Raw genomic sequence first — 15780 nt, 5'->3', positions numbered from 1 at the left:
GGAGCCACCTTGCTCACGGATCTCGCTTGGCTGCTCGTCGCCCTGCCCCTGCTCGGCGCTGCGCTGCTGCTCCTCGGCGGCCGCCTCACCGACTCCTTCGGCCCGCTGCTGGCCACCGCCCTGTCCTGGGGGTCCTTCCTCGTGGGCGCGGCCATCTTCGTCTCGATGCTCGGCTCCGACCCGGGGGAGCGCGCGTCCTCGATCGAGCTGTGGAACTGGGTCCCGGCAGGCAGCATCGATGTCATGGCCGGGTTGCTCGTCGACCCGTTGTCGATGGCCTTCGTCCTGCTCGTCACCTTCGTCGGGTCGCTCATCCACGTGTACTCGCTCGGGTACATGGAGCACGACCCCGACAAGCGGCGCTTCTTCGCCTACCTCAACCTCTTCGTCGCGTCGATGCTCCTGCTCGTCCTCGCCGACTCCTACCTGCTGCTCTTCGTCGGCTGGGAGGGCGTGGGCCTCGCCTCCTGGCTCCTCATCGGCTTCTGGAACCACAACCCGGCCTACGCGACCGCGGCCAACAAGGCCTTCATCGTCAACCGGATCGGCGACGTCGGCCTGCTGCTCGCGATGTCGATCATGCTGGCGACCTTCGGCACGCTGGACTTCGCCGCGGTCGACGGCGGCGTCGCCGGCGCTGGCGAGGGCACGCTCACGGCCATCGGCCTGCTGCTCCTGCTGGCCGCCTGCGGCAAGTCGGCACAGTTCCCGCTGCAGTCCTGGCTCGGTGACGCCATGGCCGGCCCGACCCCCGTCTCGGCGCTCATCCACGCCGCGACGATGGTCACCGCCGGCATCTACCTCGTCGTGCGCAGCCACGCCATCTTCGAGGGAGCACCCAATGCCCAGCTCGCCGTGGTCATCGTCGGTGCCATCACCCTCGTCTACGGGGCGATCGTCGGTTGCGCCAAGGACGACATGAAGAAGGCGCTGGCCGCGTCGACCATGAGCCAGATCGGCTACATGATGCTCGCCGCGGGGCTCGGCCCGGTCGGCTACGCCTTCGCGATCTTCCACCTCATCACCCACGGCTTCTTCAAGGCCGGGATGTTCCTCGGCGCCGGCTCGGTGATGCACGGCATGGACAACCAGGTCGACATGCGCCGCTTCGGTGGCCTGTCCACGGCCATGAAGATCACCTGGGTGACCTTCGGCCTGGGCTGGCTGGCGATCCTGGGGGTTCCCCCCTTCTCCGGCTTCTGGAGCAAGGACAAGATCATCGAGGCCGCCTTCGTCGGCGAGGGCTGGCGCCCGTGGGTCTTCGGCCTGACCGCCCTCATCGGCGCCGGGATCACCGCCTTCTACATGTCGCGTCTGTTCTTCATGACCTTCCACGGCAAGAAGCGTTGGACCGAGGATGTCCACCCGCACGAGTCGCCGCTGACGATGACCATCCCGATGATGGTGCTGGCCGTCGGCTCGGCCTTCCTCGGCCTGGTCCTCGCGACCGTCGCACCGATCGGGACCTGGCTCGAGCCGGTCTTCGGTCATGTCGAGCACCACGAGCCGGTGCTGCCGGTGCCGGTGCTCATGGCCGCCACGCTGATCGTGGTCGCCATCGGCGGCGTCTGGGCCTGGCTGACCTACGGCCGCGACGAGGTCCCCGTGGTGGCGCCGGAAGGCTCGGCGCTCACTCGCGCGGCCCGCCGCGACCTCTACCAGGACGAGCTCAACGCGACCCTCCTGCAGTGGCCGGGCCTGGCCCTCACGCGCGGGCTGGTCTCCGTCGACGCCGACGGCATCGACGGTGCCGGGGTCGGTGGGCTCGCCCGCTGGACCGAGCGCTCCTCCTCCTGGCTGCGCGGCGCCCAGAACGGCTACGCGCGCACCTACGCCCTGACGATGCTCTCCGGCGTCGTCGTCTTCCTCGCAGCCCTGTGGGTGATCAACTGATGGACAACATGCCCTGGCTCACTCTGCTCATGGTCGTGCCGCTGGCCGGCTCGATCGCGGTGGCGGCGCTCCCTTCGCGCAGCTCCGCCCTCGCCCGGCCCGTCGCTCTCGGCGTCGCGCTGCTCACCCTCGTGATCGGTGTCGTCGCCGCGGCGACGAGCTTCACCCGCGGCAGCGACCAGCAGTTCCAGATGGTCGAGCAGCACGAGTGGATCCCGCAGCTCGGGGTCAGCTACTCGCTCGGCGTCGACGGCATCGCGCTCTCGCTCATCCTCATGGCGCTCGTCCTCATGCCGATCTGCCTCCTGGCGGCGTGGGACGACGTGCCGGAGGGCGGCGGCCGCGAGAAGGGCTACTTCGCCCTGCTCCTGCTGCTCCTGCCCTTCATGGTCGGTGTCTTCGCCGCGACCGATGTCTTCCTCTTCTACGTCTTCTTCGAGGCCATGCTCATCCCGGTGTACTTCCTCATCGGGATGTACGGCGGCGAGCGTCGCCAGGCGGCGGCCGTGAAGTTCCTGCTCTTCAGCCTCGCGGGCGGGCTCATCATGCTCGTCGGCGTCATCGCGTTGTACCTGCAGGGTCCGGGTGGCTCCGACGGATTCCTCCTCGAGCGCCTCACCGGCCTCGACATCGGCGGCAGCACCGAGCGCTGGCTCTTCGTCGCCTTCTTCATCGCCTTCGCGATCAAGGCACCGATGTGGCCGGTCCACACGTGGCTGCCCGACGCTGCGACGGCTGCCCGCCCCGCGGTCGCGACGCTGCTCGTCGGCGTGCTCGACAAGGTCGGCACCTTCGGGATGATCCGCTTCTGCCTGCAGCTCTTCCCCGAGGCGAGCCGGTGGGCGACGCCGGTCGTCATCACCCTCGCCGTGATCTCGGTCCTCTACGGCGCGATCCTGGCCATCGGCCAGCGGGACATGATGCGCCTGATCGCCTTCACCTCGATCAGCCACTTCGGCTTCATCGTCATGGGCATCTTCGCCTTCACCTCGGTCTCCCAGGCCGGCAGCAACCTCTACATGGTCAACCACGGGTTCGCGACGGCCGCGCTCTTCCTCATCGCGGGCATGCTCGTCGCCCGCCGAGGGAGCAAGCGGATCGACGACTACGGCGGCTGGCAGCGGGCGACCCCGGTGCTCGCCGGCAGCTTCCTCGTCGCCGGCCTGGCGACCCTGTCGCTGCCCGGCCTGTCGACCTTCGTCTCCGAGTTCCTCGTCATCGCCGGCACCTGGTCGCGCTATCCCGTCGCGACGGCCTTCGCCGTATGGGGCGTCGTGCTCGCCGCGATCTACATCCTGCTGATGTACAAGCGGATCTTCACCGGACCGCCGCCCATCCTCGAGACGGACGAAGGGGGAGGCCCCGCCCTGTCGTCGGACATGGAGTCGTCGGTCATGGTGTCGTCGGACACGGACCGGGACTACCTCAGCGCCGACCTCGACGAGGAGCGTCGCCCCCTTCGCCTCACCGCGCCGCTGCGTGACCTGGGCCTGCGCGAAAAGCTCGTCGTCGCGCCGATCCTCGCGATCCTCATCGGCCTCGGCTTCTTCCCCCAGCCCGTGCTGGAGACGCTCAACCCCGCGGTCGAGCGCACCCTCCAGATCGTCGGCGCCACCGACACGACCCCGTCGGTCCCGGCTGACGCGGGCTCGACCTCAGGGAGTGACCACTGATGCCCCCCACCGTCCCCGCGGCCTTCGAGGCCGTCGACATCAGCTACTGGGCGCTCTCGCCGATGATCGTGCTCCTCGTGGGCGCCTTCGTCGGGGTCCTCGTCGAGGCCTTCGCCCCGCGCGGGACGAGGCACCTCACCCAGGTCGTCGTCGCTGTCGGCTCCATCGTCATCTCGCTGGCCGCGCTGGTCTTCATGACCGCCGACGAGGTCGGTGTCACCGTGGGCGGCACGATCGCCGTCGACGGACCGACCCGGTTCATGCAGGGCACCCTGCTCGTCTTCGGTCTGCTGAGCCTGCTCGTCATGGCCGACCGCCTCGGTGGTGACACCGCTGATGCGCTCACCCCGATGGGTGCTGCCAGCCCGGGGTCCGAGCTCGAGGCCCAGGCCGCGCGCAAGGGATGGTCGACGACCGAGGCCTTCCCCCTGGCGCTGTTCGCCCTCGCCGGCATGCTGCTCTTCCCGGCGTCCAACGACCTGCTGACGATGTTCGTGGCGCTCGAGCTGCTCTCGCTGCCGCTGTACCTCATGTCGGGTCTGGCCCGTCGTCGTCGCCTGCTCTCCCAAGAGGCCGCCCTGAAGTACTTCCTCCTCGGCGCCTTCTCGTCCGGCTTCTTCCTCTTCGGCGCGGCCCTGCTCTACGGCTACGCCGGATCGATCGGCCTGCCCGAGATCGCTGCCGCGGCGACCACCTCGACGGGTGAGTTCGAGGGGCTCCTGCTCCCCGGCGTCGTCATGGTCCTCGTCGGCCTGCTCTTCAAGGTCGGCGCCGTCCCCTTCCACTCCTGGACCCCGGACGTCTACCAGGGCGCTCCGACCCCGGTCACCGGCTTCATGGCCGCGTGCACCAAGGCAGCCGCCTTCGGTGCGCTGCTGCGCCTGGCCTATGTCGGGCTGGAGACCACGCGGTGGGAGTGGCACATGGGCGTCGTCGTCATCGCCGCCCTGACGATGGTCATCGGCTCGGTCCTGTCGGTCACCCAGACCGACATCAAGCGTCTGCTGGCGTACAGCGCGATCGCCCACGCGGGCTTCGTCCTCGTCGCGTTGATCAGCTTCGACCGCAGTGGCGTCGTCGGCGTCCTCTTCTACGTCACCGCCTACGGCATCTCCACGATCGCTGCCTTCGCCATCGTCAACCTCGTGCGTGAGCGCGACGCCGAGGCGACCCACCTGTCCCAGTGGGCGGGGCTGGGGCGCAAGCACCCGTGGCTGGCCGGTTCCTTCGCGCTGCTGATGCTGGCCTTCGCGGGGATCCCGCTCACGTCGGGCTTCACCGCCAAGGTCGCGGCCTTCATGCCGGCCCTGGAGCACGGTGGCCGCTCGGGCGTCGTCCTCGTGGTGATCGCGGTCCTGATGTCGGCCATCACCGCCTTCGTCTACGTCCGCCTGATCGTCCTGATGTTCTTCACCGAGCCGACCGGCGAGGTCACCGCCGCGACGCCCGCCACGCTGTCCCTGACTGTGATTGCCGTGGGAGTCCTCGTTACGATCGCTCTCGGTGTCTTCCCGGGCCCGCTGCTCGACCTCGCCGAGCAGTCCAGCGTCTTCATCACGAGGTGACCTCTTGACCAGCTCGACCCCGCCGGTCCTCGCCCTGCCCCAGGCGAGCGAGGACCTGACCTCGCGCCTGGCTGCCGGTCTCGAGCAGGTGGAGGCGCTGATCATCGAGCGCACCCGCAGCGAGGACGGCTTCATCACCGAAGCCAGCCTCCATCTGGCCAAGGCCGGGGGCAAGCGGTTTCGGCCGATGCTCACGATGCTCGTCGCCGAGCTGGGCGAGGGGATCAACGAGCAGGTCGTGGCGGCCGCTGCCGGTGTCGAGCTGACCCACCTGGCGAGCCTCTACCACGACGACGTCATGGACGAGGCGGACCTGCGCCGAGGTGCTCCGAGCGCCAACGCCCTGTACGACAACTCGACGGCGATCCTCGTGGGAGACCTGCTCTTCGGCACGGCGTCGGACATCATCGCCGACCTGGGTGCCGACGCGGTCAAGATCCAGGCGCAGACCTTCATCCGACTGTGCTCCGGCCAGATCCGCGACGACCGGCCCTGCCCGCAGGGTCAGGACGCGCGCGAGTACTACCGCGGGGTGCTGGCCGACAAGACGGGTGTTCTCGTGGCCACGGCGGCCCGGTACGGCGCGATGTACGGCGGCTGCAGCCCCGAGGTCATCACCATGGCCACGGAGTACGGCGAGCACCTCGGTGTCGCCTTCCAGCTCGCCGACGACCTCATCGACATCTCGAGCGAGTCCGACGAGACCGGCAAGACGCCCGGGACGGACCTGCGCGAGGGCAAGCGGACCCTGCCGGTGCTCAATGCACTGGCCTCGACCGACCCGGCCGACGCCGAGCTGCAGGAGCTGCTGCGCTCCGAGCTCAAGGAGCCCGAGCGGGTCGAGCGCACGCTGGAGCTGCTGCGGCCGCACCAGGCCATGGCCGACGCCCGCGAGGAGACCCTCGCCGTGGGCCGGCAGGCCGTCGACTCGCTGGGCTCGCTGCCCGACAGCGATGCCAAGACCGCGCTCATCGCCCTCATGGAGGGCGTCGTCCACCGCGTGGGCTGAGACACCGGCTGTTCTGCCCCTCAGGCCGGTCCGACCGGCTGTGCCTCAGGCCGGTTCGACCGGCTGCGCCTCAGACCGGTTCGACCGGCTCCAGCGACTCACACTCGTCCGGGCTGGGCCGACGGCGCCGCCGCGCCGTGCGCAGCGAGTCCACCGTCAGGCAGACGAGGGCGATCCACACGATCCCGAAGCCGAGCCATCGGGCGGTGTCGATGTGCTCGCCGAGGAGGGTGACGCTGACGACGAGCTGGATCACCGGGGTGATGAACTGGATGAGCCCGATCGTCACCAGCGGGATGCGGCGAGCGGCCTCGGCGAAGAAGAGCAGCGGGACCGCGGTGATCACCCCTGCTGACACGAGCAGCAGCGGGTGCCACGGGGCATCCGTGGTGAAGGTCGAGTCGCCCTGGGCCGTCAGCCACCAGACCAGTCCCACGGCTGGCGGCAGGAGGAAGATCGTCTCCGCCGACAGGGAGTGCAGGGCCGGGAGGGTCGCGCCGAGCTTCTTCTTGGTCAGGCCGTAGCCGCCGAAGCTCATCGCGAGGACGAGCGAGATCCACGGCAGCCCCCCGCCGGCGAGCGTGAGGTAGACGGCCGCGAGCGCACCGATCGCGACGGCGACCCACTGCAGGGTGCGCAGCCGCTCGCCGAGGACGAGCACGCCCAGCGCGACGGTGACGATCGGGTTGAGGAAGTAGCCGAGCGCCGCCTCGTTGGTCCGCCCGATACCCACGGCGTAGACGTAGACGAACCAGTTGATGCCGATCAGGTAGGCGGCGATGCCGACGCCCAGCGCCAGCCGCCCCCGCAGCTGCCTAAGGAGCGCCATGAGCTCCGTGCGCAGCAGCAGCACGATGACGCACAGGACGAAGGTCCAGACGACCCGGTGGGCCAGGATCTCCAGCGCCCCCGCAGGGCGAAGGGCGTGGAAGTACAAGGGGAAGAGCCCCCAGATGCCGTAGGCGAACCAAGCGGCGAGGACGCCACGGGCGTCACGTTGAGGGGTCACGCCGCGAGGCTACTCCGGGCGGTGGTCGGCTCAGGAGGGCAGTTCCGCAACCGCGACGAAGTTGGCCTTGCGGTGACCGTCGGTGCGAAAGCCCAGCTCGTCGTCGCAGGTCACCAGGACGACCCGGCGGTCGTCGGTGTTGGCCCCCCAGACCTCCTTGCTGGTGGTCAGCTCGTCCTTGTCGACGATCTCGGTGCTCGTCACCTCGAAGCGCAGGGTGGCCCCGCCGGGGTAGCGCAGGAGCACACCGTCCCCCTTCGTCAGCTGCTCGAGGGAGGCGAAGGAGTCGGCCGTGCCACCCGAGATCACGTGACCGGCGATGACGCTCGTCCCCGTCGCTCCGGGCCGCACCCGCTCGTACCCGGTGAACCAGATGACCTGGCCCGGCGCCGGGTTGACCTTGCCGCCCCGAAGGCCCTGGGCATCAAGCGTGCTGGAGAGCCCGACGGCCGGGATGCTCAGAGTGCTCGCGGCGGTCCTGGCGTCGGCTGCGGCGATGCCTGCGGCGCGGTCCGCGGACGACTGGGGGACGTCCTTGGCAGGCATGATCGAGACCGTGGGGTCAGGCTGGTGGGTCGAGCTGCTGGGCGATGCCGACGTCGTCGAGGAGGCAGACGAGGTGGCCGCGCTGGTCGTCGACCCCGAGGACGAAGGGGAGGCCCCTCCCGGGGTCGTGGGCTCACCGGACCCGCACGCGGCGAGGGCCAGGACGAGCGCGCTCATCGCGAGGCTGCTGCCTGACCGGCGGGGGAGGGGCATGTCCGTCACCTTGTCACGAGTGGTGGGCCGTCCGCGAGAGATCCGACGGACGGCCCACCGGTTGCTGCCTCGGAGCGGTCAGTGACCGGTCGTGGTCTTGCCCTTGCCCTTGCTCGCGTTCTTGCCGTGGCCGCCCTTCGCCTCGGGCCAGATCATGATGACGGCCGGGCGTGGCTGCCTGTTGCCGGTGTACGGGAAGGTGCTCTTGACATTGGTCGTGCTCGCGCCGTCGTCCTCCCCGGGGTGCTGGACCGCGGCGAAGACGACGCGCTCGTCCCACTCGATGAGCGGGCCGCAGCACTCGCCGAAGGCGGGGACCGACAGGAACTGCTGCAGGTGGCCCTTGTGCTCACCCTCGAGCGGCATGAGGTACATGCCGTCGCAGTGACCGAGGGCGTTGCCGTCGGTGGAGATCCACAGGTTGCCGGCCTTGTCGAAGGCGACATTGTCCGGGCAGGAGATCGGGCTGACCTGCGACTTGTCGTACCCGTTGAAGTAGGTCTCCGGGTCGTCGGGGTCGCCGCAGATGAGCACGAGCGTCCAGTCGAAGCCCGTGACCGTGTGGTCGCCGGCGCGCGGCGTGATCTCGAGGACCTGGCCGTGCTTGTTGTTCGCGCGCGGGTTGACCTCGTCGAGCTGGGCCGGCGTGCGCTTGGAGTTGTTGGTCAGCGCGGTGTAGACGCGACCGTTGACCAGGTTGACCTCGACGTCCTCGGGACGGTCCATCTTGGTCGGGCCGACCGTGTCGGCGGCCAGACGGGTGAAGACGAGGACCTCCTCGAGGGTCATGCCGTCGACCGTGGACTGCCCGTCGACGACGAGCGGCAGCCACTCGCCGGTGCCGTCGTGCAGGCCGTCGGTCGAGCCGTTGCCGGTGAACTTGGCGACGTACAGGTCACCCTCGTCGAGCAGCGTGCGGTTGTTGTCGAGGTTGCCCTCGATGTACGTACCCGAGGAGACGAACTTGTACATGTAGTCGAAGCGCTCGTCGTCACCCATGTAGGCGACGACCCGGCCGTCAGCGGCGACGACGACGTTGGCGCCCTCGTGCTTGAAGCGGCCGAGCGCGGAGAGCTTGCGCGGGGCGGCGTCGGGCTCGAAGGGGTTGACCTCGACGATCCAGCCGTGACGGTGGGCCTCGTTGGGCTCCTCGGTCAGGTCGAAGCGCTCGTCGAGACGGTCCCAGTCGTGCTGGGCCGAGCTGCCACCGGCGAGGCCGTAGCGCGCCGCGGCGGCGCCCGCCATGTCGTCGCTCGGAGCGGCCGGCTGCGTGAAGTAGCCGTTGAAGTTCTCCTCGCCGGAGAGGATGGTGCCCCAGGGGGTGGTGCCACCGGCGCAGTTGCCGAAGGTGCCGAGCGGGGTCGTGCCGGCGGGGTCGGCGGAGGTCTTGACGAGGTCGTGGCCGCGGACCGGGCCGACGAGCTCGAAGGGGGTCTCGGCCGTGATCCGGCGGTTCAGCGGAGCGGCCTTGGTGTAGACCCACTTGCTGTTGGGGTTCTTGCGCGTCATCTCCACGACCGTCATGCCGTGGGCATTCATCGTCAGCTGCACCTGGTCGTCGGTCATGGACGCGGCATCGGTGTAGCCGTGGAACATCAGCTCGTTGTTGGTGTACTCGTTGTTGACGACGAGCACGGCCTGGTTGGCGCTGCCGTTGCGCAGGACGCCGACGTAGTCGCAGTTGTAGCCCATCTGGCCGGCCTGCGCGGCTGCGGTCTGGCGGTCGAAGTCGAAGGCAGGTGCGCCCGCGAGGATCGGGTCTCCCCAGGCGATGACCGGAGCCCACTGGAAGCCCTCGGGCACGACGACCTCGTCCGTCCCGGCCGTGACGGGGTCGATGCCGGTGAAGCCGAAGGGGGCCTTCTTGCCCGGCCCGGGGGCGGCGACGGCGGGCTCGGCGAGCGCGGCACCGGCGGCGGTCGTCAGACCGGCGAGGGCCGCGGCGGCGCCACCGGCCTTGAGGACCGAGCGACGGGAGGTGGCGACCACGTCGCCGAAGTACTCGTTGTCGGAGGTGTTGGGCACCGGCTTGCTGCAGGCGTCGTTGCACTTCCAGGTGCACGTTGCGGCCGAGCGGCCACCGTCGCGGTGGCCCGTGGCCAGCGGGAGCAGGGTGCGGTCGTTGCGGGGTGGGGTCATGTCGTTCTTCCTCCGAGGGGCCCATCGTGCGGGCGGGGTGGCGCAAGGGACCTTCGCAACCTAGGGAGGGGAGGGTCCTGCGGGGCGGCGGCGAGGTGTCCTGGAGGTGACGCTCGGCAGAACGTCGCACCTCGTGGTGACCCGCGAGTAGCGTGGGCGGCGTGAGCAGAGCGGATGTGTGGGACCGAGCGACGAAGGGGAGGTCCGCCCCCTTCGCCGTGGTGGACCTTGATGCCTTTGACGCCAATGCCACGGACCTCGTGAGGAGGGCTGGGGGACTTCCGATCCGGGTGGCCAGCAAGTCCGTCCGGGTGCGGCACCTGCTCGAGCGGGCCCTGGCGCACGAGGGCTGTGCGGGCGTGATGGCCTACTCGCTGCCCGAGGCGCTCTGGCTCGTCGGGCAGGGAGTGCGCGACGTCTTCGTCGCCTACCCGACGACTGACCGCGAGGCGCTCGCCGCCCTCGCCCACGACGAGATCGCGCTGGAGCAGGTGAGCATCGCCGTGGACTCGGTCGAGCACGTCGACACCCTGCGGCAGTGGCTGACCGCGGGCACCCCCGTGCGCGTCGTCGTCGACGTCGACGCCTCCCTGCGCATCGGGCCGGCGCATTTGGGTGTGCGCCGCAGCCCCACACGTTCACCGCGACGAGCAGCGAGTGTTGCCAGGGCCGCTCGCGACGCGGGCCTGCGGGTCGTCGGCCTGATGTTCTACGACGCGCAGATCGCCGGGCTGCCGGACAGCTCGCCGGCCATCCGGCTGGTCAAGTCCCGCAGCGATGCCTCGCTGCGGCGCCGTCGCTCGGCCGTGCGGTCGGCGGTCGAGGACGTCGTCGGACCGCTCGAGATCGTCAACGGCGGCGGGACCGGGTCCTTGCACCTCACCGGCCAGGACGACTCCCTCACCGAGCTCGCGGCCGGGTCGGGACTCATCGGACCGACCCTCTTCGACGGGTACGACGACTTCACCCCGCAGCCGGCCGTCGCCTTCGCGCTGCCCGTCGTGAGGCGTCCGGCCAAGGACGTCGTCACCTGCTTCTCCGGGGGCTACATCGCCTCCGGGCCGGTCGGGGACTCGCGCGCGCCTTCGGTGCACCACCCGGCCGGGCTTCGGATGATCGGCACCGAAGGAGCGGGCGAGGTGCAGACCCCCCTGCGCGGCAAGGCCGCTCGCGATCTGGCCATCGGCGACCGGGTGTGGTTCCGCCACGCCAAGGCCGGTGAGCCCGCCGAGCGCTTCGACGAGTACGTCGTCATCAGCGGCGACGAGGTGGTCGACGTCGTGCCGACCTACCGGGGCGAGGGGAAGAACTTCGGATGAGCCACGGCTCGACGACTGCGTGGTCCAACTGGGCCGGCAATGTCACGGACGACGCGACGGTGCTGCGGCCCCGCACCCCCGAGGAGGTGGCCGAGCAGATCCGCTCGGCGGCTGACGAGGGCCGGCGCATCCGCCCCGTCGGCAGCGGCCACTCCTTCACGGCGATCGCACAGGCGGACGACCTGCGGCTGGACCTGGCGCAGCTGAGCGGGATCGTCTCCGCCGACCGGGGGACGGGCCGCGTGCGCGTGCTGGCGGGGACCCCCCTTCGTGTCCTCAACACCGCCCTCGACCTGCTCGGTCTGGCCATGCCCAACCTCGGCGACATCGATGCCCAGACGGTCGCCGGTGCCACGTCCACCGGGACCCACGGCACCGGAGCCGCTCTGGCTGGCCTGTCCGCCGGCGTCGTCGGGCTGCGGCTCGTCACGGCCGACGGCAGCGACCGGTGGGTCGACGAGGGCGACCCGGACCTCTTCGGAGCGGCCCGCGTGGGCCTCGGTGCGCTCGGTGTCATCACCGAGATCGAGCTGCAGTGCCTGCCCGCCTACCGCCTGAGGGCCGTCGAGCGACCGGACTCGCTGGACGCGGTGCTGCCGCGGATCCAGGAGTACTTCGATGCCCACCGGCACTTCGAGATGTACTGGTTCCCCGGGACCCGCCGCGTGCAGACCAAGGCCAACGACCTCGTCGCCGACGACGTGCAGGAGCCGCTGGCTCCTTGGCGCCGCCGGCTGGACGACGAGCTGCTGTCCAACACGGTCTTCGGTGCCGCCAACCGGATGCTCACCAAGGCGCCGCGAGCAGTGTTGTCCTTCAACGCGATCGCGGCGCGGGCGCTGACCGGGCGGTCCTACACGGCGGCCTCCCACGAGGTCTTCGTGACGCCGCGCACCGTGCGCTTCGTCGAGTCGGAGTACGCGGTGCCCCGGGAGGCGGTCGCGGATGTGCTCACCGACCTCGTCGCGTGGGTGGAGCGGCACCGCGAGCCGATCTCCTTCCCCGTCGAGGTGCGGGTCGCTGCCCCTGACGACATGTGGCTGTCGACGGGGTACGAGCGCGCCAATGCCTACATCGCCGTGCACCAGTACCACCGCGGGGACCACCGGGCCTACTTCGCGGCCTTCGAGGAGATCGTCGCCGCGCACGCCGGCCGACCCCACTGGGGCAAGATGCACACGCTCGGAGCCGAGCAGCTCGCGCAGCTGTACCCGCGGCACGCGGACTTCGTCGCCCTGCGCGACCGGCTGGACCCCGACCGGGTCCTGACCAACGACTACCTCGCCCGAGTCCTCGGCCCCTGACCACGCATTGCCCTATGGCAATGCACCCCGAACTTGCATTGCCCTATGGCAGATGCACTCCGACCTTGCATTGCCCTATGGCAATGCGGGGCGAAGGGAGGGGGCCGGTCAGCCCTCGACGGTCCAGGTGTCCTTGCCGTAGAGGAGCGACTGCAGGTCGTCGTCGTTGGCGGGGCCGCCGGCGAGCTCGACCGCGGCGTCGACCTGGGCGCGGGTCTGGTCGTCGTAGGTGGGGCGGTCGACGGCACGGAAGATGCCCATCGGCACGTGGGTCATCGACTCGGAGTCCAGGCGGCTGATCGAGAAGGCCTGGCTGGGGTCGGTGAGCGTGACGTCGTGGACGACGACCTGGTCGGCCAGGCCCTGCGCGGAGACCTCGCCCTCGCGGACGAACCGGACGGAGCCCCCTTCGCCGCGGACGAGGACCTCACGCTCGTCGTCCTCACCGATGGTGATGGGCTCGCCATCGTTGAGGTGGACCAGGCGGGCCTTCTTCTGCTCGACGTCCTTGATCAGCTCGAAGGCACCGTCGTTGAAGATCGGGCAGTTCTGGTAGATCTCGACGATCGAGGTGCCACGGTGTGCCGCAGCGGCCTTGAGCACCTCGGTGAGGTGCTTGCGGTCGGAGTCCATCGTGCGTGCGACGAAGGTGCCCTCGGCGCCGAGCGCCAGCGAGATGGGGTTGAAGGCGGCATCGACGCTGCCCATCGGCGAGGACTTGGTGACCAGGCCGGGCTGCGACGTGGGGCTGTACTGGCCCTTGGTCAGGCCGTAGATCCGGTTGTTGAAGAGCAGGATCGTCATGTTGACGTTGCGGCGCATCGCGTGGATGAGGTGGTTGCCGCCGATCGACAGGGCGTCGCCGTCGCCGGTGACGACCCACACCGACAGGTCCGGGCGGCTGGTGGCCAAGCCGGTCGCGATCGCCGGGGCGCGCCCGTGGATCGAGTGCATGCCGTAGGTGTCGAGGTAGTACGGGAAGCGTGAGGAGCACCCGATGCCGGAGATGAAGGTGATGTTCTCCTTGCGCAGCCCCAGCTCGGGCAGGAAGCCCTGGACCGCGGCGAGGATCGCGTAGTCACCGCACCCGGGGCACCAGCGCACCTCCTGGTCGGACGTGAAGTCCTTGCGGTTGTGCTTCTCACCCTCGGGGAGGGTGGGGACACCGTCGGTGCCGGAGGCGACCGTGGGGATGCCGAGATCGATGCTCATGCCGAGACCTCCTGGAGGGCCGTGTCGATGACCTCGGCGAGGTCGGCGACCTTGAAGGGCAGACCGCGCACCGAGGTGTGGGAGCGGACGTCGACGAGGTACTTCGCGCGCAGCAGCATCGCCAGCTGTCCGAGGTTCATCTCGGGGACGATGACGCGGTCGTAGCGGCGCAGGACCTCACCGGTGTTGCTCGGGAAGGGGTTGACGTGGCGCAGGTGCGCGTGGGCGACGGACTGGCCGTCTGCCCGCAGGCGTCGGACCGCCGCGAGGTTGGGTCCGTAGGTCGAGCCCCACCCCAGGACGAGGACCTTGGCGTCGCCGCTGGGGTCGTCGACCTGCAGGTCACCGATCGTGGCCGCGATCCCGTCGATCTTTGCCTGGCGGGTGCGGACCATGTGGTCGTGGTTGTCCGGGTCGTAGGAGATGTTGCCGGTGACCGCGTCCTTCTCGATGCCGCCGACGCGGTGCTCCAGGCCGGGGGTGCCGGGGACGGCCCACGGGCGGGCGAGGGTCTCCTCGTCGCGCACGTAGGGGTGGAAGACGGGGTTCCCCTTGGCGTCGACGCCGTTGGGCTCGGTGGCCAGCTGCACGGGGAAGGACGGCAGGTCGGCGACGGCCGGGACCTGCCAGGGCTCGGAGCCGTTGGCCAGGTAGCCGTCGGAGAGCAGGAAGACGGGTGTGCGGTAGGTCGTGGCGATCCGCACGGCCTCCATGGCCGCGTCGAAGCAGTCGGCCGAGGTCTGCGGCGCGATGATCGGCACGGGGGACTCGCCGTTGCGGCCGAACATCGCCTGCAGCAGGTCGGACTGCTCGGTCTTGGTCGGCAGGCCGGTGGACGGCCCGCCTCGCTGGACGTCGACGATGACCAGCGGCAGCTCGAGGCTGACGGCCAGGCCGATGGTCTCCGACTTCAGAGCGACGCCGGGCCCGGAGGTCGTGGTCACGCCGACCGACCCACCGAAGGAGGCGCCGAGCGCGACACCGATGGCGGCGATCTCGTCCTCGGCCTGCACGGTCGTCACGCCGTGCCGCTTGTAGTTGGACAGGGCGTGCAGGATGTCGCTGGCCGGGGTGATCGGGTACGAACCGAGGACCAGCGGGCGGGTGGCGCGGTGGGCGCCGGCGACCAGACCCAGGGCCAGGGCCGCGCTGCCGGTGATGTTGCGGTAGGTGCCCGGAGGGGTCTTGGCGGCGGCGACGGTGAAGGGGACGGCGAAGTCCTCGGTGGTCTCCCCGTAGTTCCAGCCAGCCCGCAGCGCGGCGAGGTTGGCCGCGAGGATGTCGGGCTTGGCGCCGAACTTCGACGTGAGGAAGTCCTCCGTGGACGTCGTCGAGCGCGAGTACATCCAGGACAGCAGGCCGAGGGCGAACATGTTCTTCGCCCGCTCCTTCTCCTTGCGCGTCAAGGAGGTGAACTCCGCCAGGGCCGCGACCGTGATCGAGGTCAGCGGCACGGCGTGCACGTGCCACGACTCGAGGGTGTCGTCCTCGACCGGGTTGCTGCTCCACCCGACCTTCTTGAGGCTGCGGGTGGTGAACTCGTCGGTGTTGACGATGATCGTCGCGCCGCGCGGCACATCGCTCAGGTTGGCCTTCAGCGCTGCGGGGTTCATCGCGACGAGCACGTCGGGGGCATCGCCGGGGGTGAGGATGTCCCAGCTGGCGAAGTGCAGCTGGAAGGAGCTGACGCCGGCCATCGTGCCCTGGGGTGCGCGGATCTCCGCGGGGAAGTTGGGCAGCGTGGACAGGTCATTGCCCAGGGCCGCGCTGTCGGCGGTGAACCGGTCGCCGGTCATCTGCATGCCGTCGCCGGAGTCGCCGGCGAAGCGGATGATGACGCGATCCTTGGCCTGGGTCGTCGCTGTGCTGCTCATGGTGGGTGGTCGTGCCCCTCGCAG

Annotated in this window: 12 protein-coding genes; 7 read left to right on the top strand and 5 right to left on the bottom strand. The window is 70.0% G+C overall.

Annotation, left to right across the window (positions count from 1 at the left end; genetic code table 11):
- Positions 1 to 9 precede the first annotated feature (9 nt).
- From nuoL to ASG73_RS14710, 4 genes are read left to right on the top strand one after another with little or no spacing between them, the layout of a single operon-like run.
- On the top strand, positions 10 to 1893 hold the full coding sequence (gene nuoL, locus ASG73_RS14725; protein WP_055996855.1) for an NADH-quinone oxidoreductase subunit L: 1884 nt from the start codon (positions 10 to 12) through the stop codon (positions 1891 to 1893).
- Positions 1893 to 3566, top strand: coding sequence for an NADH-quinone oxidoreductase subunit M (locus tag ASG73_RS14720; RefSeq protein ID WP_055996852.1), 1674 nt, complete (start codon positions 1893 to 1895; stop codon positions 3564 to 3566). Before nuoL ends, ASG73_RS14720 begins: the two co-directional genes overlap by 1 nt.
- Entirely contained in the window at positions 3566 to 5131 is a 1566-nt protein-coding gene (gene nuoN / locus ASG73_RS14715) for an NADH-quinone oxidoreductase subunit NuoN (protein WP_055996849.1), read from the top strand. The genes ASG73_RS14720 and nuoN overlap by 1 nt, the downstream gene beginning before the upstream one ends.
- A 4-nt stretch (positions 5132 to 5135) precedes the next feature.
- Complete coding sequence (locus ASG73_RS14710) at positions 5136 to 6140, top strand: polyprenyl synthetase family protein (protein ID WP_055996846.1); 1005 nt, start codon at positions 5136 to 5138, stop codon at positions 6138 to 6140.
- Positions 6141 to 6210: 70 nt separating this feature from the next.
- Here the strand turns inward: ASG73_RS14710 and rarD are convergent, their stop codons facing one another.
- Both rarD and ASG73_RS14700 read right to left on the bottom strand, forming a co-directional pair.
- Positions 6211 to 7149, bottom strand: a complete 939-nt coding sequence (gene rarD, locus ASG73_RS14705; RefSeq protein ID WP_055996843.1) for an EamA family transporter RarD — start codon at positions 7147 to 7149, stop codon at positions 6211 to 6213.
- A gap of 30 nt (positions 7150 to 7179) precedes the next feature.
- Complete coding sequence (locus ASG73_RS14700) at positions 7180 to 7695, bottom strand: class F sortase (RefSeq protein ID WP_055996840.1); 516 nt, start codon at positions 7693 to 7695, stop codon at positions 7180 to 7182.
- On the opposite strand from ASG73_RS14700, the gene ASG73_RS17960 reads away from it, so the two are divergent.
- Positions 7694 to 7993 carry a hypothetical protein gene (locus ASG73_RS17960; protein ID WP_055996838.1) on the top strand — a complete coding sequence of 100 codons (300 nt, stop codon included), beginning with the start codon at positions 7694 to 7696 and terminating at the stop codon, positions 7991 to 7993. The genes ASG73_RS14700 and ASG73_RS17960 overlap by 2 nt on opposite strands.
- Here the strand turns inward: ASG73_RS17960 and ASG73_RS14690 are convergent.
- Positions 7987 to 10047 carry a PhoX family protein gene (locus ASG73_RS14690; RefSeq protein ID WP_082567278.1) on the bottom strand — a complete coding sequence of 687 codons (2061 nt, stop codon included), beginning with the start codon at positions 10045 to 10047 and terminating at the stop codon, positions 7987 to 7989. The genes ASG73_RS17960 and ASG73_RS14690 overlap by 7 nt on opposite strands.
- 161 nt (positions 10048 to 10208) lie before the next feature.
- Here ASG73_RS14690 and ASG73_RS14685 point away from each other — a divergent pair, with 161 nt between their 5' ends.
- Together ASG73_RS14685 and ASG73_RS14680 are read left to right on the top strand one after the other, a co-directional pair.
- Entirely contained in the window at positions 10209 to 11366 is a 1158-nt protein-coding gene (locus ASG73_RS14685) for an alanine racemase (RefSeq protein WP_055997607.1), read from the top strand.
- Entirely contained in the window at positions 11363 to 12670 is a 1308-nt protein-coding gene (locus ASG73_RS14680) for a D-arabinono-1,4-lactone oxidase (RefSeq protein ID WP_055996836.1), read from the top strand. The genes ASG73_RS14685 and ASG73_RS14680 overlap by 4 nt, the downstream gene beginning before the upstream one ends.
- A 108-nt stretch (positions 12671 to 12778) precedes the next feature.
- On the opposite strand, the gene ASG73_RS14675 is transcribed toward ASG73_RS14680, so the two are convergent.
- Together ASG73_RS14675 and ASG73_RS14670 are read right to left on the bottom strand one after the other, a co-directional pair.
- Positions 12779 to 13882, bottom strand: a complete 1104-nt coding sequence (locus tag ASG73_RS14675; RefSeq protein ID WP_055996833.1) for a 2-oxoacid:ferredoxin oxidoreductase subunit beta — start codon at positions 13880 to 13882, stop codon at positions 12779 to 12781.
- Positions 13879 to 15756, bottom strand: coding sequence for a 2-oxoacid:acceptor oxidoreductase subunit alpha (locus tag ASG73_RS14670; RefSeq protein ID WP_156466311.1), 1878 nt, complete (start codon positions 15754 to 15756; stop codon positions 13879 to 13881). The genes ASG73_RS14675 and ASG73_RS14670 overlap by 4 nt, the downstream gene beginning before the upstream one ends.
- Positions 15757 to 15780: the final 24 nt, after the last annotated feature.

The organism is Janibacter sp. Soil728, from assembly GCF_001428305.1.
Classification (GTDB): Bacteria; Actinomycetota; Actinomycetes; order Actinomycetales; family Dermatophilaceae; genus Janibacter.
Note: the sequence above shows the minus strand (reverse complement) of the source record. Positions and strands in the feature narration are given on the sequence as shown.